Here is a 22924-nt window from a genome sequence, read left to right as displayed (position 1 = left end):
TACGGCGCGTGACCGGGCAGTACCTCTCTGGCGCCGAGAACGCCGGGCTGCTCAGGGTGTGATGCGGTCAGGTGTTGTCCGGGTCCTCGTTCTGGCGCAGGTTGTCGACCCGGCCCTGGTCCTCGCCGGCGTCGAGCAGGTTGTCCTTCGACGCGCCGCTGTCGGGGTACTCCGACATCGCGATCTTCGGGTGGTGGAGGTCGAACGCAGGGCTCTCGGACCGGATGCGGGGGAGGGTGACGAAGTTGTGCCGCGGCGGCGGGGACGAGGTGGCCCACTCCAGCGACCGGCCCCAGCCCCACGGGTCGTCCACCCCCACCAGCGGCGATCTACGCGACCTGTAAACGTTGTAGAAGAACGGCAACATCGACAGACCCAGGATGAACGCCCCGACGCTGGACACCTGGTTCAGCGTGGTGAAGCCCTCGTTGGCGCCGTACGTCGCGTAGCGGCGCGGCATGCCTTCCACACCGAGCCAGTGCTGGACGAGGAAGGTGGTGTGGAAGCCGATGAACAGCAGCCAGAAGTGGAGTTTGCCGAGTCGCTCGTCGAGCATCCGGCCGGTCATCTTCGGCCACCAGAAGTAGAACCCGGCGAACATCGCGAACACCACCGTGCCGAAGACGACGTAGTGGAAGTGCGCGACCACGAAGTACGAGTCGGTGACCTGGTAGTCCAGCGGGGGTGACGCGAGGATCACGCCGGTGAGTCCGCCGAACAGGAACGTCGTGAGGAACCCCACGGCCCACAACATGGGCGTGTCGAAGGACAGGGAGCCGCCCCACATCGTGCCGATCCAGTTGAAGAACTTCACCCCGGTCGGCACCGCGATCAGGAATGACATGAAGGAGAAGAACGGCAGGTTCACTCCGCCGGTCGCGAACATGTGGTGCGCCCACACGGCGGCGGACAGCGCGCCGATCGCGAGCGTCGCGGCGACCAGGCCGATGTAGCCGAAGATCGGTTTGCGGCTGAACACCGGCAGGATCTCGGTGATGATGCCGAAGAACGGCAGCGCGATGATGTAGACCTCGGGATGCCCGAAGAACCAGAACAGGTGCTGCCACAGCAGTGCGCCGCCGTTGGCCGCGTCGTACACGTGAGCGCCCAGGGCGCGATCGGCCTCCAGCATCAGCAAAGCGCCGGCCAGGATCGGGAACGCGATCAGCACCAGGATCGACGTGATCAGGATGTTCCACACGAAGATCGGCAGCCGGAACATCGTCATCCCCGGTGCGCGCATGGTGATGATCGTGGTGACGAAGTTGACCGCACCCAGGATGGTGCCCAGACCGGCCATCCACAGACCCATGATCCACAGATCACCGCCGACGCCTGGCGAGCGGACCCCGTTCGACAGCGGCGAGTACGCCGTCCAGCCGAAGTCGGCGGCACCACCGGGCGTCAGGAACCCGGCCAGCGTGATCAGCCCGCCGAACAGGAACAGCCAGTAGCTGAACATGTTGAGCCGCGGGAACGCGACGTCCGGGGCGCCGATCTGGACCGGCATGATCACGTTCGCGAAGCCGACGAACAGCGGCGTCGCGAACAGCAGCAGCATGATCGTGCCGTGCATCGTGAAGAGCTGGTTGTAGACCTCTTCGTTCACGATCTGCAGGCCCGGCGTGGCGAGCTCGGAGCGGATCACCAGCGCCATCAGGCCGGCCGCCAGGAAGAACGCGAACGAGGTGATCAGGTAGAGATGACCGATCACCTTGTGATCGGTGGTGGTGAGCAGCCGCACGGCGACGACGCCGAGGCGACGCCGGGGGACCGTCAGGGACGGACTGATGGTCGCCGAGCGGCGTTCGTCGAGGCTGGTCACTGTGGCCCTCCCGTCAAATCGGTGGCCGGGCAACGGCCCGGCAGGGGAGGACGGCGGCTGCCAGGGTCCATGCCCCCTCCTCAGACTGCGCGCTTACCGCCCAGTTGTGAAGGGTCAGCCGGACAGCTGGGCGGCGTGGTCGGGGACCTGGGTCTGCATGTCACGCGGGGTGCGTTCGTAGCCCTTCGACGGAGGCCGGGGCGGGAGCGCGAGCGGCGGGCGCTGGACCTCGAAGTACGGGACGGTCGCGAGCAGGTGGGCGATCATGTTGATCCGCGCGGCGCGTTTGTCCTCGCTCTCGACGACGTACCACGGGGCCTCGGGGATGTCGGTGTGCACGAACATCTCGTCCTTGGCGCGCGAGTAGTCCTCCCAGCGGGCGATCGACTCCAGGTCCATCGGCGACAGTTTCCAGCGGCGCATCGGGTCCTCGAGGCGTTTGCGGAAGCGGTTCTCCTGCTCGTTGTCGCTGACGGAGAACCAGTACTTGCGCAGCAGCACGCCGTCCTCGACCAGCAGCCGCTCGAAGATCGGGGACTGGTGCAGGAACCGGCTGTACTCCTGGTTCGTGCAGAAGTTCATCACCCGCTCGACCCCGGCGCGGTTGTACCAGCTGCGGTCGAACAGGACGATCTCGCCGGCCGCCGGAAGATGCTCGATGTAGCGCTGGAAGTACCACTGGGTGCGCTGCCGCTCGGTGGGCGCAGGCAGGGCCACGATCCGGGCGACCCGGGGGTTGAGGAACTCTGTCACCCGCTTGATCGTGCTGCCCTTGCCGGCCGCGTCGCGACCTTCGAAGACCACCACGACCCGCGCGCCCTCGACCCGGACCCACTCCTGCAGCTTGACCAGCTCTGCCTGCAGGCGGATCAGCTCCCGCTCGTACAGCTTCTTCGGTACCCGCTTGACCTTCTGCGGGCTCTTCTCCTTGTCGCGGCTCATCCTCCGACGGTAATCGTCAGCCGGCCGGAACGGCGGCCGGGATCGGCCGGCGGGGTGTCGAAAGTCGGTCAGCTGCCGGTGGACTTCAGGCGCTCGGCTTCCTTCTGGACCTCGGCCTGGGTGGCGCGCTCGCGCTGCAGCCACTCGGGGTCTGCCGCCCGCAAAGCCTGGATCTGCTCCGTGGTGAGGGGCTCGGTGATACCTCCGCGGGCCAGGCCGGAGATGGAGATTCCCAGCCTGGCGGCGACCACCGGGCGAGGGTGCGGGCCGGTACGGCGGAGCTCCCGCAGCCACTCGGGCGGGTCGGCCTGCAGGGCGTTCAGCTCGTCGCGCGAGACGACACCCTCCTGGAACTCCGCGGGGGTGGCCTCGAGGTACACACCCAGCTTCTTCGCCGCGGTAGCGGGCTTCATCGTCTGGGTGGTCTTGTGCGACGTCATACCGCCCAGGGTATCGACTGCGAGCCGGGCTCCCGACCACGCCGGATAGCCTGGCCCGGTGACAGCCCCGGACGAACGGCCCTCCTTCCGGCTCGCGTACGTCCCGGGCGTCACGCCGGCCAAGTGGGTGCGGACCTGGAACGAGCGGCTGCCCAAGGTCCCGCTGACCCTGATCGGTGTGACCGCGCCCGAGGCGGCCGACGTCGTACGGGCGGGTGGCGCCGACGCCGGGCTGGTGCGGTTGCCGATCGACCGGACGGGGCTGAGCGCGATCCCGCTCTACACCGAGACGACGGTGGTCGTGGTGCCGAAGGATCACCTCGTGACCGCGGCCGAGGAGGTCACCACCGACGACCTCGCGGACGAGTTCGTGCTGCACCCGCTCGACGACTCCCTGGAGTGGGACCAGTTGCCCGGGCAACCGGCGTTCGAGCGTCCCGCCACGACCGCGGCCGCCATCGAACTGGTGGCGGCGGGAGCGGGGGTGCTCGTCGTCCCGCAGTCGCTCGCCCGGCTGCATCACCGCAAGGACCTCACCTACCGGCCGATCACGGACGCGCCCCAGTCGCGCGTCGCGCTGACCTGGCTGGAGGACCAGACCACCGATCTGATGGAGCAGTTCATCGGGATCGTCCGCGGCCGCACCGTCAACAGCTCGCGGGACCAGCCGACCCCACCCCAGCCGAAGCGCAAGCGCCCCGAGTCGGAGGCGCGAAAGCCCGCCCCCCGCAAGCGCAGAGCCTCCGACGCCGCCAGCTCCGGCAAGCGCGGCAAACCCCGCCGCCCCCGCTGACCCTCAGCTGCTCATCGTTCTGGTGGAGGGCCGCCTGGTCGCGTGAGCGCCGGGGGTCGTCCGAATAGGGTGATGTGTGTCCGCTGAGCGGGTCCTAGGTTCGGGTGCGCGCTCGACAGCGAGTCGAGGCGCTGGACCGGGGAGGCCGGACAATGACTCAGAACCAATCCACCGGGCGGCAGCCCGTCTCGGACTGGGCGGTGGGCGGCGTCGTGTTCGCCGCCGCCATGATGCTGATGAACGGCCTGTTCCAGGTGATCGCCGGACTCGCAGCGCTGATCAACGACGAGTACTTCGCCGTGATCCGAGGTTATGCGTTCGACCTCGACATCACCGCCTGGGGCTGGATCCACCTGATCCTGGGCCTCATCGTCGTGGGGGCCGGCATCGGCCTGCTCGTCCGGGCGAGCTGGGCACGAGTGGTCGCGCTGATCGTCACCGCGCTGAGCGCGCTCGACAACTTCTTCTTCATCCCGTACGCCCCGTTCTGGTCGTTGCTGGTGATCGCGCTCGACGTGTGGATCATCTGGGCGCTGACCCGCCCGAACGTGCTCCAGCAATAGCGGTCACGCACACCGCAGGGTCTTCGACACGGCGGCGCTGGAGAAGACGTTCGCAGAGCGGTCTCAGTAGCGGACATCGCTTTGCAGCAAGGGCGGATACACGGCCGAAGGCTCGCCGTCGACCGTGGCACCCGCGAACTGCAGCATCGCGTTCTGCGCGCCGTGCATCGGTGCCGGGTAGTTCAACGTCGGGGCGGAGACCTCTTCCAGCCGCTGAAGCTGTTCAGCGCTGAGCCCCACCTCCAGCCCGGCGACATTGGTCTGCAGGTGTTCGAGGCGTCGCGCGCCGATGATCGGTACGACGGTGCCGCGGCGGGCGCGCAACCAGGCCAGGGACACGGCCGCAGAGGTGGTCCCGAGTTCTTCGGCCACCGCGGCGACGGCGTCGATGACGGTGAACTCGTCGTCGCTCGGCCCGCCGACGAACGCAGTACGGGCGGAGTCGGTGACCTGGGTGTCCCGGCGGTACTTGCCGGACAGGAAGCCATTCTTGAGCGGGCTCCATGGGACCAGCGCCATGCCCTGGTCCAGCGCCAGCGGTGCGAGTTCACCTTCGACGGTGCGGGCGAGCAGCGAGTACTCGACCTGCAGCGCGCTCAGCGGGGTCCAGTTCTTCAACAGCGCCATGGTCTGGGCCTGGGCGGTGAACCAGGCCGGGGTGTTGGAGAAGCCGATGTAGCGGATCTTGCCCGCCCGGACCAGATCGTCGAGCGTGCGCAGAGTCTCCTCGATCGGGGTGTGCCTGTCCCAATTGTGCAACCAGTACAGATCGAGGTAGTCGGTCTGCAGGCGGCGGAGGCTCTCGTCGAGCTGGGCGATGATCGCCGAGCGGCCGGCACCGCCTCCGTTGGGATCGCCGGGGAAGAGATTGCCGAAGAACTTCGACGCCAGCACCACGTGCTCGCGCCGGCCGGGGTGGGCGGCGAACCAGTCGCCGAGGATCTTCTCCGAGTGCCCGTTGGTGTAGAAGTTCGCGGTGTCGACGAAGTTCCCGCCCAGATCGAGGTAGGTGGCGAGGATCTTCTCCGACTCCTCGACGCTGGTCCCGGCGGCGCCGGGATCCTCGCCGAAGGTCATCGCGCCGAGCGCGAACGGGCTGACCCGCAGGCCGGACCGGCCGAGGCTGACGTAGTGGTCGAGTGACATGAGATGGCTCCGATCAGTGCTGGAAACGGTCACCACCATCGAATCGCGAGGCACCGGATCCGAGGTAGACCGATCGAGCTCACCTCTTGCACAATCCTGCCGATCTCGCGTCGATCGGGTTGCGCGCGATGATCGCGGCTGCTTCGCTCAGGATGTGAACACCACCGTCGACCTGCTGGCTGAGCTCAGGGGCATCATCGCGACCCACGCCCGATCGGATCTGGGGACGTCGATCGACGGACTGCTGCTGTCCAAGGTGGAGACGGTCGAGCCGGACTACTCGCTCACGGAGCCGCTGCTGGTCGTCATGGCCCAGGGTGGCAAACGCCTGCTGCTCGGCGACCAGGTGTACGAGTACAGAGCCGGCCAGTGCCTCGTGGTCACCGCCGACCTACCCGTCACGGGTCACTTTCTCGACGCCAGCCCGCAGATCCCGGCTTTGGGCATCGGCCTGGTACTGCGACCGGCCGTCATCGCAAGGTTGTTGCTGGAGGCACCGGCAGGACGCTGGTCCCGCAGTACGGCGGAGCTGCCCGCGATGGCGACCGGCGACGCCGACCCCGACCTGCTCGACGCGGTGACCCGCATGCTGCGCCTGCTCGATCACCCGGCTGACGCGGCCGTGCTGGCTCCGCTGGTGGAGCAGGAGATCCTCTGGCGGCTACTCACCGGCCCGCACGGCGGCATAGTCCGGCAGATCGGCCTGGCGGACAGCAGCCTGTCCTACCTCAGCCGGGCGATCCGTTGGATCCGCGACAACTACGCCGAACCGATGCGGGTCGAGGACCTCGCCCGGCTGGCCGGGATGAGCACCTCCGCGTTCCACCGCCACTTTCGCGCCGTCACCGCGATGAGCCCCCTGCAGTTCCAGAAGCGCATCCGGCTCCAGGAGGCGCGCTCGTTGCTGGTCTCCCGCGCGGGAGACATCGCCGGCGTCGGGCATCTGGTCGGCTACGACAGCCCCTCCCAGTTCAACCGCGAGTACCGCCGCCTGTTCGGCGCTCCGCCCGGCCAGGACGCCGTACGCCTGCGCACGACCATCACCCCGTCCGCCACCCCACACCTCCCGTAGCGCCAGCAGGACTCGCCAGACTTGTTCTTGAATGATTCCAGAAAATGCGACAGACTCCGGGACGTGCCAACACCGTCGGAGTACGAGCGCATGTTGCGGCGGGCCGCACTGCGGGTGACGCGGCCCCGGGTGGCCGTGCTCGCCGCGGTGCACGACCGTCCGCACGCCGACACGGACTCGATCATCGGCGCCGTGCGCGAGGACCTCGGCGAGGTCTCCCACCAGGCTGTCTACGACGTACTCCGCGCGCTGACCGCGGCGAGTCTGGTGCGGCGCATCCAGCCGACGGGGTCCGTGGCGCGGTACGAGTCGCGGGTCGGCGACAACCACCACCACGTCGTGTGCCGGTCCTGCGGTGCCATCGCCGACGTGGACTGTGCCCACGGCTCCGCGCCCTGCCTGACCGCCTCCGACGACCACGGCTTCGCGATCGACGAGGCCGAGGTCGTCTACTGGGGCCGCTGCCCCGACTGCTCCACCGCATCCAGTACTTGAGTACCCCCTAGTCTCCGGAAGGTTTTCCCGTGTCTGACAAGCCTGACGCCGTTGTTGGAGAGATGAATGAGGAGAGCGAGGCCCAGTGCCCGGTCGCGGGTGGGCATTTCAAGCACCCGACCGAGGGTGGGAGCAACCGTGAGTGGTGGCCGAACCAGCTCAACCTGAAGATCCTCCGCAAGCACCCCGCGGTGGCGAACCCGATGGGCGAGGACTTCGACTACGCGGCGGCCTTCGGCACCGTCGACCTCGACGCCCTGGCCCGTGACGTCGACGAGGTGCTGACCACGTCGCAGGACTGGTGGCCCGCGGACTTCGGCCACTACGGGCCGTTCATGATCCGGATGGCCTGGCACAGCGCGGGCACCTACCGGATCCACGACGGCCGCGGCGGCGCGGGCGCCGGCATGCAGCGCTTCGCCCCGCTGAACAGCTGGCCGGACAACGGTAACCTCGACAAGGCGCGCCGGCTGCTGTGGCCGGTGAAGAAGAAGTACGGCGCCTCGATCTCGTGGGCCGACCTGATGATCTTCACGGGCAACCGCGCCCTGGAGACGATGGGCTTCAAGACCTTCGGCTTCGCCGGTGGCCGGCCGGACGTCTGGGAGCCCGACGAGGACGTGTACTGGGGCCCCGAGACCACCTGGCTCGGCGACGAGCGCTACACCGGTGACCGGGAGCTCGAGAACCCGCTGGCCGCGGTACAGATGGGTCTCATCTACGTGAACCCGGAAGGCCCGAACGGCAACCCGGACCCGCTCGCCTCGGCGCGCGACATCCGCGAGACCTTCGGCCGGATGGCGATGAACGACGAGGAGACCGTCGCGCTGATCGCGGGTGGCCACACGTTCGGCAAGACCCACGGTGCCGCCGACCCGGAGCAGTACGTCGGACCCGAGCCCGAGGGCGCCCCGCTCGAGGAGCAGGGCCTCGGCTGGAAGAACAGCTTCGGCTCCGGCAAGGGCCGGGACGCCATCACCAGCGGCCTCGAGGTCACCTGGACGGCCACGCCGACGCGGTGGAGCAACAGCTTCTTCGAGAACCTCTTCGGCCACGAGTGGGAGCTGACCAAGAGCCCGGCCGGCGCCCACCAGTGGCAGCCGAAGGACGGCGCCTCGGCCAACACCGTCCCGGACCCCGAGGACGGCTCGCTGACCCGCCCGCCGACGATGCTGACGACCGACCTGGCCCTGCGGGTCGACCCGATCTACGAGCAGATCTCGCGGCGCTTCCTCGAGAACCCGGACCAGTTCGCGGACGCGTTCGCGCGGGCCTGGTACAAGCTGACGCACCGCGACATGGGCCCGATCCAGCGCTACCTCGGCCCGCTGGTCCCGCAGGAGACGCTGATCTGGCAGGACCCGGTGCCCGCGGTCGACCACGAGCTGGTCGGGGCCGAGGACGTCGCCTCGCTCAAGGGTCAGATCCTCGACTCGGGTCTGTCGGTCTCGCAGCTCGTCGCCACCGCCTGGGCGTCGGCCTCGACGTTCCGGGGGAGTGACAAGCGCGGTGGGGCGAACGGTGCTCGCATCCGCCTCGAGCCCCAGTCGGGCTGGGAGGTCAACGAGCCTGACGCCCTGGCGCAGGTGCTGCGCACGCTCGAGGGGATCCAGGAGTCCTTCAACAGCTCCGGCAGCAAGAAGATCTCGCTGGCCGACCTCATCGTGCTCGCTGGTGGGGCTGCCGTGGAGCAGGCCGCCAAGACCGCCGGCTTCGACGTACAGGTGCCCTTCACCGCTGGGCGCACGGACGCGTCGCAGGAGCAGACTGACGCCGACTCCTTCGCCGCGCTCGAGCCGGTGGCCGACGGGTTCCGTAACTACCTCGGCAAGGGCACCCGGCTGCCGGCGGAGTACCTGCTGATCGACCGCGCGAACCTGCTGACCCTGAGCGCGCCCGAGCTGACCGTCCTGGTGGGCGGCCTGCGGGTTCTGGGCGCGAACTTCCAGCAGTCGTCGCTGGGCGTCCTCACCTCGACGCCCGGGTCGCTGACGAACGACTTCTTCGCGAACCTGCTCGACCTGGGCACGACGTGGAAGCCGACGTCCGAGGACGCGGAGACCTTCGAGGGCCGCGACGCCAGTGGCGCGGTCAAGTGGACCGGCAGCCGCGTCGACCTGGTCTTCGGCTCCAACTCCGAGCTGCGCGCCCTCGCCGAGGTCTACGCCAGCGACGACGCCCGGGAGAAGTTCGTCCGCGACTTCATCGCCGCCTGGACCAAGGTGATGGAGCTCGACCGCTACGACATCGCCTGACCCACCCGTCCAGGTCAGCCCGCCTGCACACGACAGCCAGGTCCACCCCCGGTGGACCTGGCTGTCGCCGGTTTGGCCGGTACTGAGCCGGCCCGAGGGCATACGTGCCCTTGGCAACCGGTTTCGTCAGGAAACTTCGGCGGGACCGCGGCCGTTGGTAGGAATATGAGCAACCTCACGAGCGAATATGAGCAGCTGGCGGACGAGTACCACGGCACGGTGGATCCCGAGGGGGCCGGGCTGGAGGATCCGACGTTCGACGGGCTGGTGGGGGACGTGCGCGGGCAGCGGGTGGCCGCGGTGGCGTGTGGGCAGGGGCGGGATGCGCGGCGCCTGGCGGATCTCGGGGCCGAGGTGGTGGGGATCGATGCCTCGGAGTCGCTGCTGGCCCACGCCCGCAGGTTCGAGCAGGAGACTCCTCGCGGGATCGAGTACGTCCACGGGGATGCTCACGATCTCCGCCGGCTTCCCGACGCGTCGTTCGACGGAGTCGTGTGCCACATGGCGTTGATGGACATCCCGGAGCTCGAGCCGGCGTTGCGGTCGATCGCTCGGATCCTGGTGCCGGGCGGGTGGTTCGTGGCGTCGATCGTGCACCCGTGCTACAAACCGCCGGCCCACGGGGAGTTGGTCGACCACGTCGACGGCTTCACCAGGCGGATCACCGGCCGCTACTTCGAGGAGGGCCCGTACAACAGCGTGACCCGCTGGGCGATCCTGCCGCGCGTCTCCTACCACCGGACGCTGTCGACGTACGTGAACACTCTGGTGGCGGCCGGCCTGCCCCTCACCCGGATGGAAGAGCCCGTCGGCGACCGCCCGGTCTGGAAGGAGGCCGCCGGCATTCTCTACTTCCGCTGCGAACTCAGGCAGCCAGCCTGACGCTCCGATCTCTGAAAACGAAAATGGACTCACAGGTCCATTCCGTCGAGCCCCGGCCTGAGCGCGTTCGGCGGCGTAGCCTGAAGGTATGGGTGGGGGCGGGCAGGGCTTTCGCACCAGCATTCGGTCGTTGAACAAGTTCCTCGGCGTGAGCGTGCTGGCGGGCGCCCTGGCCGCGGGACTGATGGTTCCCTTCGCCGGGCTGGCCGAGTTCGGCTCCAAGAAGGCCGCGGAGTCGGTCGAGAGCCTGCCACAGGAGCTGGAAACGGAGCCGCCGGCGGTGCGGAGCAGGATCCTCGCGGCCGACGGCAGCCTGATCGCCACCCTGTACGAGCAGAACCGCGTCCCGGTGCCGCTCAGCCTGATCAGCCCGATCATGCGCAAGGCGATCGTGGCGATCGAGGACTCGCGCTTCTACGACCACGGCGCCCTGGACGCGAAGGGCACGCTGCGGGCGCTGATCCGGAACCAGACCGGGGGCTCGGTGCAGCAGGGTGGTTCGAGCATCACCCAGCAGTACGTGAAGATGAGCCTGATCGAGAAGGCGCAGACCGCCGAGCAGCGCCAGGCCGCCACCGAGGTGACCTACCAGCGCAAGCTGACCGAGCTGCGCTACGCGGTCGCCATGGAGAAGGAGTTCTCGAAGGATCAGATCCTCGAGCGGTACCTGAACCTGGCGAACTTCGGCGACGGCTCGTACGGCGTACAGGCCGCTGCCCAGCACTACTTCAGGACCACCGCCAAGAAGCTCACGCTCCCGCAGGCCGCGCTGCTGGCCGGGCTGGTGAAGAACCCGACCGGCTACGACCCGACGAACGACCTCAAGCGCGCCAAGGAACGTCGCGACGTGGTGCTGCGCAGGATGCGGGAGCTGGGCGTGATCACCGCGAAGCAGACCAACGACGCGATCAAGGCGCCGGTGATCGACAAGAAGAAGATCTTGAAGGTCCGCAACGGCTGCGCCAGCTCCCGCTATCCCTTCTACTGCGACTACGTCGTCTCCAAGCTGCTGGACAACCCGGCCCTGGGCCGGACGCCCAAGGACCGGGACCACTTCCTGAAGACCGGCGGCCTCACCGTGAAGACGTCGCTGGACCCGAGGATCCAGTCGGCCGCGCAGGCGTCGATCAAGGCACACAGCAAGACCACCGACACCGCCATCGCGGCCATCACCGTGGTCGAGCCCGGCACCGGGCTGGTGAAGGCGATGGTGCAGAGCAAACCGCACGGGAACGGCAAGAACGAGACGGCGTACAACTACAACGTCGAGAAGTCGTACGCGGGTGGCTACGGCGGGTTCCAGAACGGGTCGACGATGAAGGCGTTCGTGCTCGCCGCCGCGATCCAGAAAGGCCTGCCGCTGACCTACCGGATCAACTCGCCGGCGCAGATCAACCTCAGCGGGAAGAAGTTCCGGACCTGCACAGGCTTCACGCGGGACCCGGACTATCGTCCGCAGAACTCGACCCGCAGCGGCAACCTGACCATGGTCGAGGCGGCCAGGTACTCGACGAACACCTACTTCCTGCAGCTGTCCCAGCGGACCGGGCTGTGCGCGCCGGCCACCATCGCCGCCGACCTGGGCATGTACAACGCGCAGACCCTCCAGCCGCTCGACCAGGTGGTGTCCTTCACCCTGGGTGTCGGCTACGTGACGCCGTTGATGCTGTCGAACGCCTATGCGACGTTCGCGGCGCGGGGCAAGTACTGCTCGCCCGTCGTCGTCACCGCGCTGCTGGACAAGACCCGCAAACCCATCAGGACGCCCAGCATCGACTGCCGGCAGGCCATCGCACCGGAGGTGGCCGACGGGGTCAACCGGGTGCTCAGCGCCGTGATGGAGCCCGGCGGCACCGGTGGACGACTCAACTTCGGCAACTGGGACCTGGCAGGCAAGACCGGAACCATCCAGGACAACCGTGCTGTCTGGTTCGCTGGGTACGCGCCGAACCTGGCAGCCGCCGCCGTGGTCGCCGACGCGAACCTGCCGTACACCAACCTGATGTACGGCCACACCCTGGACGGCAAGGACATCTCCGACCCCACCGGCTCCGGTACTGCGGGTCCGCTGTGGCAGACCGCGATGGAGAAGGCGCTGGACGGTATGCCGCTGCTTCGATTCGTCGCTCCCAGCAACCGCGTGGCCAGGGGCGACACGGCCGACCTCCCGCCGGTCAGCGGCAAAAGCCCGGACGAGGCCGCCAACATACTCCGGCAGGCCGGTTTCGACGTCGTCATCTCCGACGAGCGGGTGGACTCCCCGGAGGCCGAGGACACCGTGGCCTACACCGACCCGCGCAGCCGCGACGGCGCCCCCGAGGGCTCCCTGGTCACGATCTACGTCTCCAACGGCCAGAACTAGCGGCCCGCAGCAGGGTCGGGGGACCGTGCTGGGCCCGATCCGGGGGCCCGACTCGACGGTAGGCCCGGCTGCCTGGGAATGTGTGCGGTAACAGACTCGTCAACGACAGGAGTGCCGCCCGGTGTTCAACCGCATCGCCATCGTCAACCGGGGAGAGGCCGCGATGCGGCTGATCAACGCGGTCCGCGAGCTCAACGCCGAGACGGGGAGCCAGGTCGAGACGGTCGCCTTGTACACCGAGGCGGAGCGTACGGCGACGTTCGTGCGCGAGGCCGACCTGGCCTACCCGCTCGGCCCGGCCGCCGACCGCCCGTACCTCGACCACGGGAAGCTCGAGCAGGCCCTGACCGAGACGAAGGCCGACGCTGCCTGGGTCGGCTGGGGGTTCGTCGCCGAGGACCCGGCGTTCGCGGAGCTGTGCGAGCGGATCGGCGTGACGTTCATCGGGCCGGGCGCGGAGGCGATGCGCAAGCTCGGCGACAAGATCGGCTCGAAGCTGATCGCCGAGGAGGTCGGCGTACCGGTGGCGCCGTGGAGCCGCGGGGCGGTCGAGTCCCTGGACGCGGCGCTCGCGTCGGCGGGCGAGATCGGCTACCCGGTGATGCTGAAGGCGACCGCGGGTGGCGGCGGCCGCGGTATCCGGGTGGTCCGCGACGACGACGAGCTGCGTGAGGTCTACCAGCGGACCAGCGACGAGGCGGCCCGCGCGTTCGGCAGCGGCGTGGTCTTCCTGGAGCGCCTCGTCACCGGCGCGCGGCACGTCGAGGTCCAGGTGATCGCGGACGGCCAGGGGACGGCGTGGGCGCTGGGCGTGCGCGACTGCTCGGTGCAGCGGCGCAACCAGAAGGTGATCGAGGAGTCGGCCTCGCCGGTGCTCGCGCCGGACCAGACCGCCGAGCTGAAGGCGTCCGCCGAGCGGCTGGCACTGGCCGTCGGCTACCGCGGAGCGGGCACGGTCGAGTTCCTGTACCACCCCGGGGACAAGCTGTTCGCCTTCCTCGAGGTGAACACCCGCCTCCAGGTCGAGCACCCGATCACCGAGCTGACCACCGAGGTCGACCTGGTCAAGGCGCAGCTGCACGTGGCCTCGGGCGGCCGGCTCGAGGGCCCGCAGCCCGCCGAGCACGGCCACGCCGTCGAGGCCCGGCTGAACGCGGAGGACCCGGACCGCGAGTTCGCGCCGTCGCCCGGGCGGATCGCGCGGCTGCGGTTGCCGTCCGGCCCCGGCGTACGGGTGGACACCGGGGTCAGCGAGGGCGACACGATCCCGGCGGACTTCGACTCGATGATCGCCAAGATCATCGCGTACGGCCGGACCCGCGACGAGGCGCTCGGCCGGTTGCGCCGCGCGGTGGCCGACACGACCGTCGTCCTCGAGGGCGGCGCGACCAACAAGAGCTTCGTGCTCGACCTGCTGGACCAGCCGGAGGTGATCGACGGCAGCGCCGACACCGGCTGGATCGACCGGGTCCGCGGTGAGGGGCGCCTGGTCTCACGCCGGCACTCCGGTATCGCCCTGGTGGCGGCGGCGATCGAGGCCTACGAGGAGGCCGAGCAGGTCGAGCGCCAGCGGTTGCTGGAGACAGCCCGCGGCGGCCGCCCGCAGGTCCAGCACGAGGTCGGCCGGGCCATCGCGTTGAAGCTGCGCGGCGCGGCGTACAAGGTGACTGTCGCGAGAATCGGGCGGCAGCGGTACCGGGTGGGTGTCGGAGTCGGCGACGAGCTGCAGTACCTCGACGCCGAGCTTGATCGGCTGGACGCGTACGACGCGCGGCTGGAGGTCGCGGGCCGCCGGTTCCGGCTGGTCACCGCGACGCACGGCCCGGTGCACATGGTCGAGGTGGACGGTGTCACGCACCGGGTCAGCCGCGACGAGGGCGGCGTACTGCGTGCGCCCAGCCCGGCCCTGGTGGTCGCGACTCCGGTCGCGGCGGGCACCGAGGTGGAGGCCGGGGCGCCGGTGCTCGTCCTCGAGAGCATGAAGATGGAGACGGTGCTCTACGCGCCGTTCAAGGCGATCGTGCGCGAGCTGCCGGTGTCGACCGGTAGCCAGGTCGAGACCGGCGCGCCGCTGGTCCGGCTGGAGCCGGTCGGCGACGCCGACGTCAAGGTCGAGGCGACCGAGGGCATCGACTTGGAGTTGCCCGAGCCGGCGGCCCCGCCGACGGCGGCGGAGCGCGCGGCCCGTGGGCTGGACGACCTGCGCAGCATGCTGCTCGGGTTCGACATCGATCCGCGCGACGAGGGCCGGACGCTGACCGGCTACCTCGCCGCCCGCGCGGAGCTGGCCGTGCCGCCGGTCGCGGAGGAGATCGGCGTACTGCGGCTGTTCGCCGACTTCGCCGAGCTGAGCCGCAACCGGCCGGCCGGCGAGGACCTGAACACCGAGCTACGGGTGCACAGCCCCAAGGAGCACTTCCACACCTACCTGCAGACCCTGGACGCCGAGCGTGCCGGATTGTCGGCGGAGTTCTGCGACCGGCTGGCGCGGGTGCTCGTCCACTACGGCGTCACCGAGCTGGAGCGCAGCGACGAGCTGACCGACGCGGTCTTCCGGATCTTCCTGGCCCAGCAGCGCACCTCGCCCGACGTACTGCTGATGACCTCACTGCTGCAGCAGTGGCTGGTCGAGCCGATGCCCGAGCCGCCGCTGGACGCCGAGGCGCACGCTGTGCTCGATCACCTGGTGCTCGCCACTCAGCTGCGCTTCCCGGTGATCGGCGACCTGGCCCGCAGTGTGCGGTTCCGCTGGTTCGACCAGCCGCTGGTGGACCAGGCGCGGGCCGACGTACTGTCCGGCGTCGGCGACGAGTTGGCGGCGCTCGCGCTGGACCCGGACGCGCCTGACCACGTCGCGCGGGTGGAGGCGCTGGCGACGATCCCTGAGCAGATCGTGCGCTTCCTCGCCGAGCGGCTCGAGCATGGCGTCAACGGCACCGAGCCGATGCTGGAGGTGCTGGTCCGCCGCCACTACCTCGAGTACGAGCTGCACGACCTGCGCAACGCGACCGTGAACGGCCGCGCGTTCACCACGGCCGACTACACGCTGGACAATCGCCCGACCCATCTGGTCAGCACGATCGGCACCGTCGACGAGCTGGCCGATCCCGAGAGCGCGCTGGTCCGCGACCTGTCCGCCGAGATCGACGCCCGCCCGGCCGGGCACGAGGCGGTCACCGACCTGTACCTGTCCTGGCCGCAGACCCCCGGGACCCAGCAGGAAGCGTCCGACCGCTTGCGCGAGATCGTCGCGGCGCTGCCGTCCATGCAGCAGGTACGCCGGGTCGCGGTCGCCGTGGCCCCGGGTGGTGGCCGCGAGGTCTCGTACTTCACCTACCGACCGTCGGCCGAAGGTGTGGTCGAGGACGGTAACGTGCGCGGCGTCCACCCGATGGTCGGGCGACGGCTCAACCTGTGGCGGCTGCACGACTTCCGGATCACCCGGCTGGACGCGCCCGAGGACGTGCTGCTCTACCACTGTGTCGCCCGTGACAACGAGGCCGACGAGCGGCTGGTCGCCCTGGCCCAGGTCCGGCAGTTCGCCGTGGTGCGCGACGAGGACGGCAAGGTCACCTCGCTGCCGCACGTCGAGCGGGCGATCGCGAACTGTCTGGAAGGCATCCGCCGGGCACGGACCGCGCGCGGCGCCGCCGGAGCCCGGCTGGAGATGAACCACGTCTGGGTGACGATCTGGCCGGTCGTCGACGCGCAGGTCGCCGAGCTCACCGCGCTGCAGCGCAACATCGCGCCGCTGACGGCCGGAGCCGGGATCGAGGAGGTCGTCGTCACCGGCCGGGTGACCGGCTCGAACGGCAACCCGTTCCCGGCCGTCGGCCGGTTCTACTACCAGCCCGGCGCGGGTGTCATCGCGGCCGTGGAGCGGCCCGCTACCGAACGGCTCAAGCCGCTCGACGACTATGCGCAGAAGGTCCTCCGCGCCCGTCGGCGCAACACCGTCTATCCGTATGAGGTGGCGGGGATGGTCGCGGGTGCGGGTGGCAGCTGGGTCGAGTACGACCTGGACGACACCGGCACGCTGGTCCCGGTCGAGCGGCCGCGCGGGCTGAACAAGGCCGGCCTGATCGCGGGCGTGATCAGTACGCCGACCCGCCGGTACCCCGAAGGCGTCTCCCGGGTGGCGCTGAGCGGCGACCCGACCAAGGCGCTCGGCGCGGTGGCCGAGGCGGAGTGCGCGCGGATCATCGCCGCCCTCGACCTGGCCGAGAAGCTGGGCGTCCCGGTCGAGTGGTTCGCGGTCTCGGCCGGTGCCCGGATCTCGATGGACTCCGGCACCGAGAACATGGACTGGGTGGCGAAGGCGCTGAAGCGGATCGTCGAGTTCACCCAGGCCGGCGGCGAGATCAACATCGTCGTCGCGGGCATCAACGTCGGCGCCCAGCCGTACTGGAACGCCGAGGCGACGATGCTGATGCACACCAAGGGCATCCTGGTGATGACCCCGGACAGTGCGATGGTGCTGACCGGCAAGCAGACGCTGGACTTCGCCGGCGGCGTCTCCGCGGAGGACAACTTCGGCATCGGCGGCTACGACCGGGTGATGGGGCCGAACGGGCAGGCGCAGTACTGGGCCCCCGACCTGGCCGGTGCGCGGGACATCCTGATGGCGCACTACGACCACACGTACGTCGTACCGGGGGAGTCCGGTCCGCGCCGGGCACCGTCCACCGACCCGCACGACCGGGACGTCACGTCGTACCCACACGACCCGGTGGACGGCGGGTTCAGCACGGTCGGGGAGATCTTCTCCGCCACGACCAACCCGGATCGCAAGAAGGCGTTCGACATCCGCACCCTGATGCGGGCGGTGGCCGACCAGGACCACCCGATGCTGGAGCGCTGGGCCGGTATGGCCGACGCGGAGACCGCGGTCGTCGCGGACACCCGGCTCGGCGGCCTGTCGGTCTGCCTGCTCGGGATCGAGTCCAAGCCGGTACCGCGCAGGGGCTTCCCGCCCACCGACGGGCCGGACACCTACAACGGCGGCACGCTGTTCCCGCGGTCGTCGAAGAAGGCGGCCCGCGCGATCAACGGTGCCAGCGGCAACCGTCCGCTGGTGGTGCTGGCGAACCTGTCCGGCTTCGACGGGTCGCCGGAGTCGATGCGCAACCTGCAGCTCGAGTACGGCGCAGAGATCGGCCGCGCGATGGTGAACTTCGAGGGCCCGATCGTGTTCTGCGTCGTCTCGCGGTACCACGGCGGAGCCTTCGTGGTGTTCTCCAAGGCACTGAACCCGAGCATGACGGTGCTCGCCGTGGAGGGCTCGTTCGCCTCGGTGATCGGTGGTGCGCCGGCGGCCGCGGTGGTGTTCTCCGGCGAGGTGAACAACCGGACGTCGGCCGACCCGCGGGTGACCGAGGTGTCGGCCCGGCTGGCCAAGGCCGAGGGCGCCGAACGGGCCGCCCTGGCCAACGAGCTGGCCGAGGTGCGGTCGGCGGTCCGGGCCGAGAAGCTCGGCGAGGTGGCCTCCGAGTTCGACCGGGTGCACAACATCCACCGAGCCGTCACGGTCGGCTCGGTGGACGCTGTGATCCGCCCCGAGGAACTGCGTCCGCAGCTCATCGCCGCCCTGGAGGCCGGGCTGTCCGGCTGAGGAGCAGCGGCGTCGCGGGCCGCCGGCTAGAACGTGCGCCAGGCACGTTCAGCCGGGTGGCGACGGCTTGACCGCCAGGGCGATCGTGAGGTCCAGAACGGTCTGTGGGTCGTCGAGGCGGGCGCCGTAGAGGTCGCGGAGCTGGCCCATCCGGTAGCGCACGGTCTGTGGATGGACGTGCAGCGCCGCGGCGACCTCATCGCGGCGGCCGAGGTGGAGCAGCCATTCGCGCAGGGTCTCCTCCAGCCGCTCGGCGGTGGCAGGACGGAGTGCTTCGAACGGCGCGAGCACCTGCCGGCGGAGATCGTCGAGTGCCGCGGAGTCGGACGTCACGACGAAGGTGGTCAGGTGGCGCTCGGTGTCGACCGGCGCGTCGGCTTCGGCGGTCAGCTGGAGCTGCCGCGCCCGGAGGGCCCGCAGGTACGACGTACGCGCAGTCGTCCACGACTGGGTAGGGCCCACCCACGCCTGGTACCCGCGCAGGTTCCGCAGCAGGGCGGATCGCGCTGAGCCGTCGGCGTCGGGGACCAGCAACACCGCCACCTCGGCCGGGTCCTCGTCGACGTCGCCGAGTTCGGTGAGGTCGTCCTCGGGCCGTAGCGTCCGTGGATCCAGGGCACCGAGAATCCCGCGCACGTGGGCGCTCGGCAGGATGACCGCCGTCAACGTGCGCGGTGGCTCCCAGTCGGCGAGTTCCGCCCGGCCTGCCAACTGGTCCGCGGACTCACCCTGCAAGAGACCCCGGCCCAGCTCCTGGAGGTAGCGCTCCCGGACCCGGCCCGTGGTCGCGAGCTCGTCGGTGTGACCGGAGACGCTGGCCGCGGACAGCTCGTCGATGTAGGCGAAGACCAGCTCGGCGAACTTGGCCAGTGTCTCGGCCGGGAGACCTGCCTCGACGACGGTACGGGACAGTTCGCGCCAGGCCACCCGGGCGCCGACCCGATAGGCGGCGAGCAGCGCGTCCATGCTCCGGCCGCTGCGCGCTTCGCCGCGGCCCAGGACGTAGGCGCCCTCGAGTGCGGGAGCGAGCGGAGTTCCGGGGTCGCCGCTGCCGGTCAGGCGGAGGAATCCGCCGAGGGCGAGCTGGACGGCCCCTTCGATCTTGGCCCCCATCGGCCCGGCCAGCGCATTTGTGTAGCCGGGGACCTCGGCGATGATCGCGGTGACGGTCTTCCCGGCGATGTCCGGCAGGCGGGATCGCAACAGGTCGATCGCGGCCTGGCCGAGCTCCAGCTCGGCGGCCCCTCGGGCCGTCCGGCTGGCGTGCCGGGTGGGGTCAGCATCGGACAAAGTTATTCCTTCCGAACAAATACGCGCGACAGATTCACCGCTGTCGGTCATGAAACTACACCTCGCGTCGAGGATGCTGGACAGCATGACCACCTTCGCGTCAGACCCTGACGCTCCGGCGACTCTCCGCAGCCGTCTGCGCGACCGGGTCTGGCGGGTCGCGGCCGCCGCCGCCCATCCGCTCGATCCCGCCGACTATCTCGACATGTTCCGCCCGCTGCGGGCCGGTGCCGACCTCAGGGCCCGGGTCGTCGAGGTTCGCCCCGAGACCTCCGACGCGGTCACCGTCGTACTGCGACCCGGCGCCGCCTGGCGCGGCCACCAGCCGGGCCAGTACGTCCGGATCGGCCTCGACGTCGACGGCGTACGGCTGTGGCGCTCGTACTCGTTGACCTCCGCGCCGGGGAGCGAGCTCCTCACCATCACGGCGAAGGCGGTCCCGGACGGCCTGGTCAGCGCCCACCTCGCGCAGGAGTTGAGCCCCGGTCAGTTGGTGCACCTCGATCAGGCGGTCGGCGACTTCGTCCTTCCGGACCAGGCACCCCGCAAGGTCCTCTTCGTCACCGGCGGCAGCGGCATCACGCCCGTGATGGGCATGCTGAGGTCCGGTCTCGACCGGCTCGGCGATGTCGTCCTCGTGCACTCCGAGGCCTCCGCCGAAGACGTGATCTTCGGTGCCGAGCTGCGCGACTTCGCGCGCAAAGGCCGGCTCCGACTGGTCGAGCAGCACACCGACATTCACGGCCGGCTCGACGTTGCGGAGCTAGCGGTTCTCGTGCCCGACCTGGCTGAGCGGGAGACCTGGGCCTGCGGGCCGGCCGGTCTCCTCGACGCTCTGGAGGAGCAGTGGGCTGACCTCGACCTTCCCGACAGGCTGCACACCGAGCGGTTCCGGACCGCACTCGCCGAGCCTGGCGAGGGCGGCACCGTTCGGTTCACCGGTGCGGGAGTCACTCTCGAGCTCGACGGCGTTACGCCGATCCTCGACGCGGGCGAGCAGAACGGAGTACTGATGCCTTCCGGTTGCCGGATGGGTATCTGCTACTCGTGCGTGCTCCCGCTGCGTTCGGGCTCGGTGCGCGACCTGCGCTCCGGTGACGTCACCACAGCCGCCCCCGGTGACGGCGTACTCATCCAGACCTGCATCTCGGCCGCGGCCGGGGCCTGCGACATCGACCTGTGAGCCTGCGACATCGACTGGTAAGACAAGGATCCCTGTGACTGTGCTGCAGAAGAAGGCCGACAACCCCATCGGTCACCTGACTCCCGACGACATCGAGGAGATCGGCCGCCGGCTGGACGCGATCCGCGCCGACATCGTCGCCTCGCGCGGGGCGACGGACGCGGCGTACATCCGCAAGGTCATCAACGTGCAACGGAAGCTGGAGCTCTCCAGCCGCGCCGTGCTGCTGTTGTCGCTGTTCCCGCCGGCCTGGCTGGTCGGTACGGCGGGCCTCTCGGTGGCCAAGATCCTCGAGAACATGGAGATCGGCCACAACGTGATGCACGGCCAGTGGGACTGGATGCGTGACCCCAAGATCCACTCGACCACGTGGGAGTGGGACCACGCCTCGCCGTCGGACCAGTGGAAGCACTCGCACAACGAGTTGCACCACACGTACACGAACGTGGTCGGCAAGGACAACGACCTCGGCTACGGCATCATGCGTGTCGACGAGGACCAGCGCTGGTACCCGCTCTATCTCGCGCAGCCGCTCTGGAACCTCATCAACGCCTGCTTCTTCGAGTACGGCATCGCGGCGTACGACCTCGAGCTCGGCAAGAACCTGGCGACGAAGAAGCGGCGCAAGGACCCCGAGTTCAAGGCCCGCGCCCGGCAGGTGCTGAAGAAGATCCGCGGCCAGATGACCAAGGACTACGTCGTCCACCCGCTGCTGTCCGGTCCGTCGTTCCTGCACACCCTCGCCGCGAACGCGACCGCGAACGTGGTCCGCAACCTGTGGGCCCACTCCGTCATCATGTGCGGTCACTTCCCCGAAGGCGTGCAGACCTTCGAGCGGCGCTCGATCGAGGGCGAGACGCGCGGGGAGTGGTACCTGCGCCAGATGCTGGGCTCCGCCAACATCAGCGGCGGCCGGGCCCTGCACATCATGACCGGCAACCTGTCGTACCAGATCGAGCACCACCTCTTCCCCGATCTGCCGAGCAACCGCTACCAGGAGATCGCGCCCCAGGTACAGGCGATCTTCGAGGAGTACGGCCTCACCTACACCACCGGCCCGCTCCCGAAGCAGGTCGCGTCCGCGTGGGCCAAGGTCTTCCGCCTGTCCCTGCCCAACGACTTCGCCGAGAAGCTGGGGGCCAGGTTGAGTGGCGGATCGCCCCGGCCGCTCACGTCCTGAACCGCTGGGCCGCCTGAGCCGGCGCCTGCGGGAGGACGAGCGGGAAATCGCTGGTCTTGGTCGGTGAACGACGAACGCCGCTTATCGCAGATCTTCGGACAGCGCCTTGCCGGCCTGGGTGAGCAAGGGGACCGCGCGTTCCACCAGTTCCTCGGTCATGCGGCCGGCGGGGCCCGAGATCGACATCGCCAGCCGCGACGGTACGTCGGTCACCGCCACCGCGACGCAGCGGACGCCGACCTCCTGCTCGCCCTCGTCGGTGGCGTAACCCTGCTCCTGGGTGGCGCGCACCTGGGCCATGAAGGCGTCCGGATCGGTGATGGTGTTCTCGGTGTGCTTCGGCATGCCCGTGCGCTGCAGCAGCTCGCGGACCTCGGCCTCCCGCAGCTGGGAGAAGATCGCCTTGCCCACAGCTGTGCAGTGGGGGAGCACCCGGCGCCCGACCTCGGTGAACATCCGCATCGAGTGACGGGAGGGGACCTGCGCGAGGTACACGATCTGGTCGCCGTCGAGCATCGCCATGTTGGCCGATTCGCCGAGCTCGTCGACCAGCCGGGCCAGGTGGGGGCGGGCCCAGACGCTCAGCATGTCGGACGAGCTCTCGCCGAGCCGGATCAGCTTGGGGCCGAGGACGTACTGCCGGGACGGCTCCTGGCGCAGGTAGCCGAGGTCGACGAGCGTGCGGACGAGTCGATGGATCGTCGGCAGCGGCAGACCTGAGGCGGCGGCCAGCTGGGACAGACCCATCATGCCGCCCGCGTCGGCCATAGTCTCGAGCAGCCCGAAGGCCCGCCCGATGGACTGGACGCTGCCGGAGCGGCCCTTGCCGCTGTTCTCTTCCGCCACTGGGGCCTCACTCTGCTCAGTACTTCCGGATGACGGAAG

Annotated in this window: 16 protein-coding genes; 10 read left to right on the top strand and 6 right to left on the bottom strand. The window is 69.5% G+C overall.

The annotated features are described in order from the left end of the window. Positions 1–67: 67 nt before the first annotated feature. From ctaD to EV644_RS13645, 3 genes are all read right to left on the bottom strand, one after another. Complete coding sequence (ctaD, locus tag EV644_RS13655) at positions 68–1825, bottom strand: aa3-type cytochrome oxidase subunit I (RefSeq protein ID WP_132188619.1); 1758 nt, start codon at positions 1823–1825, stop codon at positions 68–70. A gap of 114 nt (positions 1826–1939) precedes the next feature. Next, positions 1940–2767, bottom strand: coding sequence for a polyphosphate kinase 2 (gene ppk2 / locus EV644_RS13650; protein WP_132188618.1), 828 nt, complete (start codon positions 2765–2767; stop codon positions 1940–1942). A gap of 68 nt (positions 2768–2835) precedes the next feature. Then, a complete protein-coding gene (locus EV644_RS13645) occupies positions 2836–3207 on the bottom strand; it encodes a DUF5997 family protein (protein WP_132188617.1) in 372 nt (123 codons plus the stop codon). Positions 3208–3265: 58 nt separating this feature from the next. On the opposite strand from EV644_RS13645, the gene EV644_RS13640 reads away from it, so the two are divergent. Then, positions 3266–4000: a LysR family transcriptional regulator substrate-binding protein gene (locus tag EV644_RS13640; protein WP_132188616.1), complete on the top strand. Its 735-nt coding sequence runs from the start codon at positions 3266–3268 to the stop codon at positions 3998–4000. A gap of 152 nt (positions 4001–4152) precedes the next feature. Then, positions 4153–4563: a DUF7144 family membrane protein gene (locus EV644_RS13635; protein ID WP_132188615.1), complete on the top strand. Its 411-nt coding sequence runs from the start codon at positions 4153–4155 to the stop codon at positions 4561–4563. Positions 4564–4626: 63 nt separating this feature from the next. On the opposite strand, the gene EV644_RS13630 is transcribed toward EV644_RS13635, so the two are convergent. Then, on the bottom strand, positions 4627–5709 hold the full coding sequence (locus EV644_RS13630; RefSeq protein WP_132188614.1) for an aldo/keto reductase: 1083 nt from the start codon (positions 5707–5709) through the stop codon (positions 4627–4629). Positions 5710–5863: 154 nt separating this feature from the next. Between EV644_RS13630 and EV644_RS13625 the strand changes: the two genes are divergently transcribed. The 6 genes from EV644_RS13625 to EV644_RS13600 all read left to right on the top strand — a co-directional run bounded on the left by EV644_RS13625 (position 5864) and on the right by EV644_RS13600 (position 18386). After that, positions 5864–6781 carry an AraC family transcriptional regulator gene (locus EV644_RS13625; protein ID WP_241998132.1) on the top strand — a complete coding sequence of 306 codons (918 nt, stop codon included), beginning with the start codon at positions 5864–5866 and terminating at the stop codon, positions 6779–6781. Between the two features lie 90 nt (positions 6782–6871). Beyond that, entirely contained in the window at positions 6872–7276 is a 405-nt protein-coding gene (locus tag EV644_RS13620) for a Fur family transcriptional regulator (RefSeq protein WP_305000062.1), read from the top strand. Positions 7277–7338: 62 nt separating this feature from the next. After that, on the top strand, positions 7339–9531 hold the full coding sequence (gene katG / locus EV644_RS13615; protein ID WP_132188927.1) for a catalase/peroxidase HPI: 2193 nt from the start codon (positions 7339–7341) through the stop codon (positions 9529–9531). Positions 9532–9696: 165 nt separating this feature from the next. Beyond that, positions 9697–10413 (top strand): class I SAM-dependent methyltransferase, encoded by a 717-nt coding sequence (locus tag EV644_RS13610; protein ID WP_132188612.1) that lies wholly within the window; start codon positions 9697–9699, stop codon positions 10411–10413. A gap of 130 nt (positions 10414–10543) precedes the next feature. Then, a complete protein-coding gene (locus EV644_RS13605; protein WP_241998130.1) occupies positions 10544–12775 on the top strand; it encodes a penicillin-binding protein in 2232 nt (743 codons plus the stop codon). A gap of 121 nt (positions 12776–12896) precedes the next feature. Beyond that, positions 12897–18386, top strand: a complete 5490-nt coding sequence (locus tag EV644_RS13600) for an ATP-binding protein (protein WP_132188610.1) — start codon at positions 12897–12899, stop codon at positions 18384–18386. Between the two features lie 48 nt (positions 18387–18434). Here EV644_RS13600 and EV644_RS13595 read toward each other — a convergent pair whose 3' ends face one another. After that, positions 18435–19676 (bottom strand): PucR family transcriptional regulator, encoded by a 1242-nt coding sequence (locus tag EV644_RS13595; RefSeq protein WP_199239795.1) that lies wholly within the window; start codon positions 19674–19676, stop codon positions 18435–18437. Positions 19677–19761: 85 nt separating this feature from the next. Between EV644_RS13595 and EV644_RS13590 the strand changes: the two genes are divergently transcribed. Both EV644_RS13590 and EV644_RS13585 read left to right on the top strand, forming a co-directional pair. Beyond that, a complete protein-coding gene (locus tag EV644_RS13590; RefSeq protein WP_132188608.1) occupies positions 19762–20859 on the top strand; it encodes a ferredoxin reductase in 1098 nt (365 codons plus the stop codon). 34 nt (positions 20860–20893) lie between these two features. Beyond that, positions 20894–22039 carry a fatty acid desaturase family protein gene (locus tag EV644_RS13585; RefSeq protein WP_132188607.1) on the top strand — a complete coding sequence of 382 codons (1146 nt, stop codon included), beginning with the start codon at positions 20894–20896 and terminating at the stop codon, positions 22037–22039. An 81-nt stretch (positions 22040–22120) separates the two neighbouring features. On the opposite strand, the gene EV644_RS13580 is transcribed toward EV644_RS13585, so the two are convergent. Then, positions 22121–22885 carry an IclR family transcriptional regulator gene (locus EV644_RS13580; protein WP_132188606.1) on the bottom strand — a complete coding sequence of 255 codons (765 nt, stop codon included), beginning with the start codon at positions 22883–22885 and terminating at the stop codon, positions 22121–22123. Between the last annotated feature and the right edge of the window lie 39 nt (positions 22886–22924).

It is taken from the genome of Kribbella orskensis (genome assembly GCF_004342085.1).
GTDB classification, from domain to species: Bacteria; Actinomycetota; Actinomycetes; order Propionibacteriales; family Kribbellaceae; genus Kribbella; species Kribbella orskensis.
Note: the sequence above shows the minus strand (reverse complement) of the source record. Positions and strands in the feature narration are given on the sequence as shown.

Bases quoted from the DNA above. Each gene is read 5' to 3' on its own strand.
- EV644_RS13610 (WP_132188612.1), top strand. From the start codon at position 9,697: ATGAGCAACCTCACGAGCGAATATGAGCAGCTGGCGGACGAGTACCAC.
- ppk2 (WP_132188618.1), bottom strand. From the start codon at position 2,767: ATGAGCCGCGACAAGGAGAAGAGCCCGCAGAAGGTCAAGCGGGTACCG.
- katG (WP_132188927.1), top strand. From the start codon at position 7,339: ATGAATGAGGAGAGCGAGGCCCAGTGCCCGGTCGCGGGTGGGCATTTC.
- EV644_RS13635 (WP_132188615.1), top strand. From the start codon at position 4,153: ATGACTCAGAACCAATCCACCGGGCGGCAGCCCGTCTCGGACTGGGCG.
- EV644_RS13590 (WP_132188608.1), top strand. From the start codon at position 19,762: ATGACCACCTTCGCGTCAGACCCTGACGCTCCGGCGACTCTCCGCAGC.
- EV644_RS13630 (WP_132188614.1), bottom strand. From the start codon at position 5,709: ATGTCACTCGACCACTACGTCAGCCTCGGCCGGTCCGGCCTGCGGGTC.
- EV644_RS13645 (WP_132188617.1), bottom strand. From the start codon at position 3,207: ATGACGTCGCACAAGACCACCCAGACGATGAAGCCCGCTACCGCGGCG.
- EV644_RS13620 (WP_305000062.1), top strand. From the start codon at position 6,872: ATGTTGCGGCGGGCCGCACTGCGGGTGACGCGGCCCCGGGTGGCCGTG.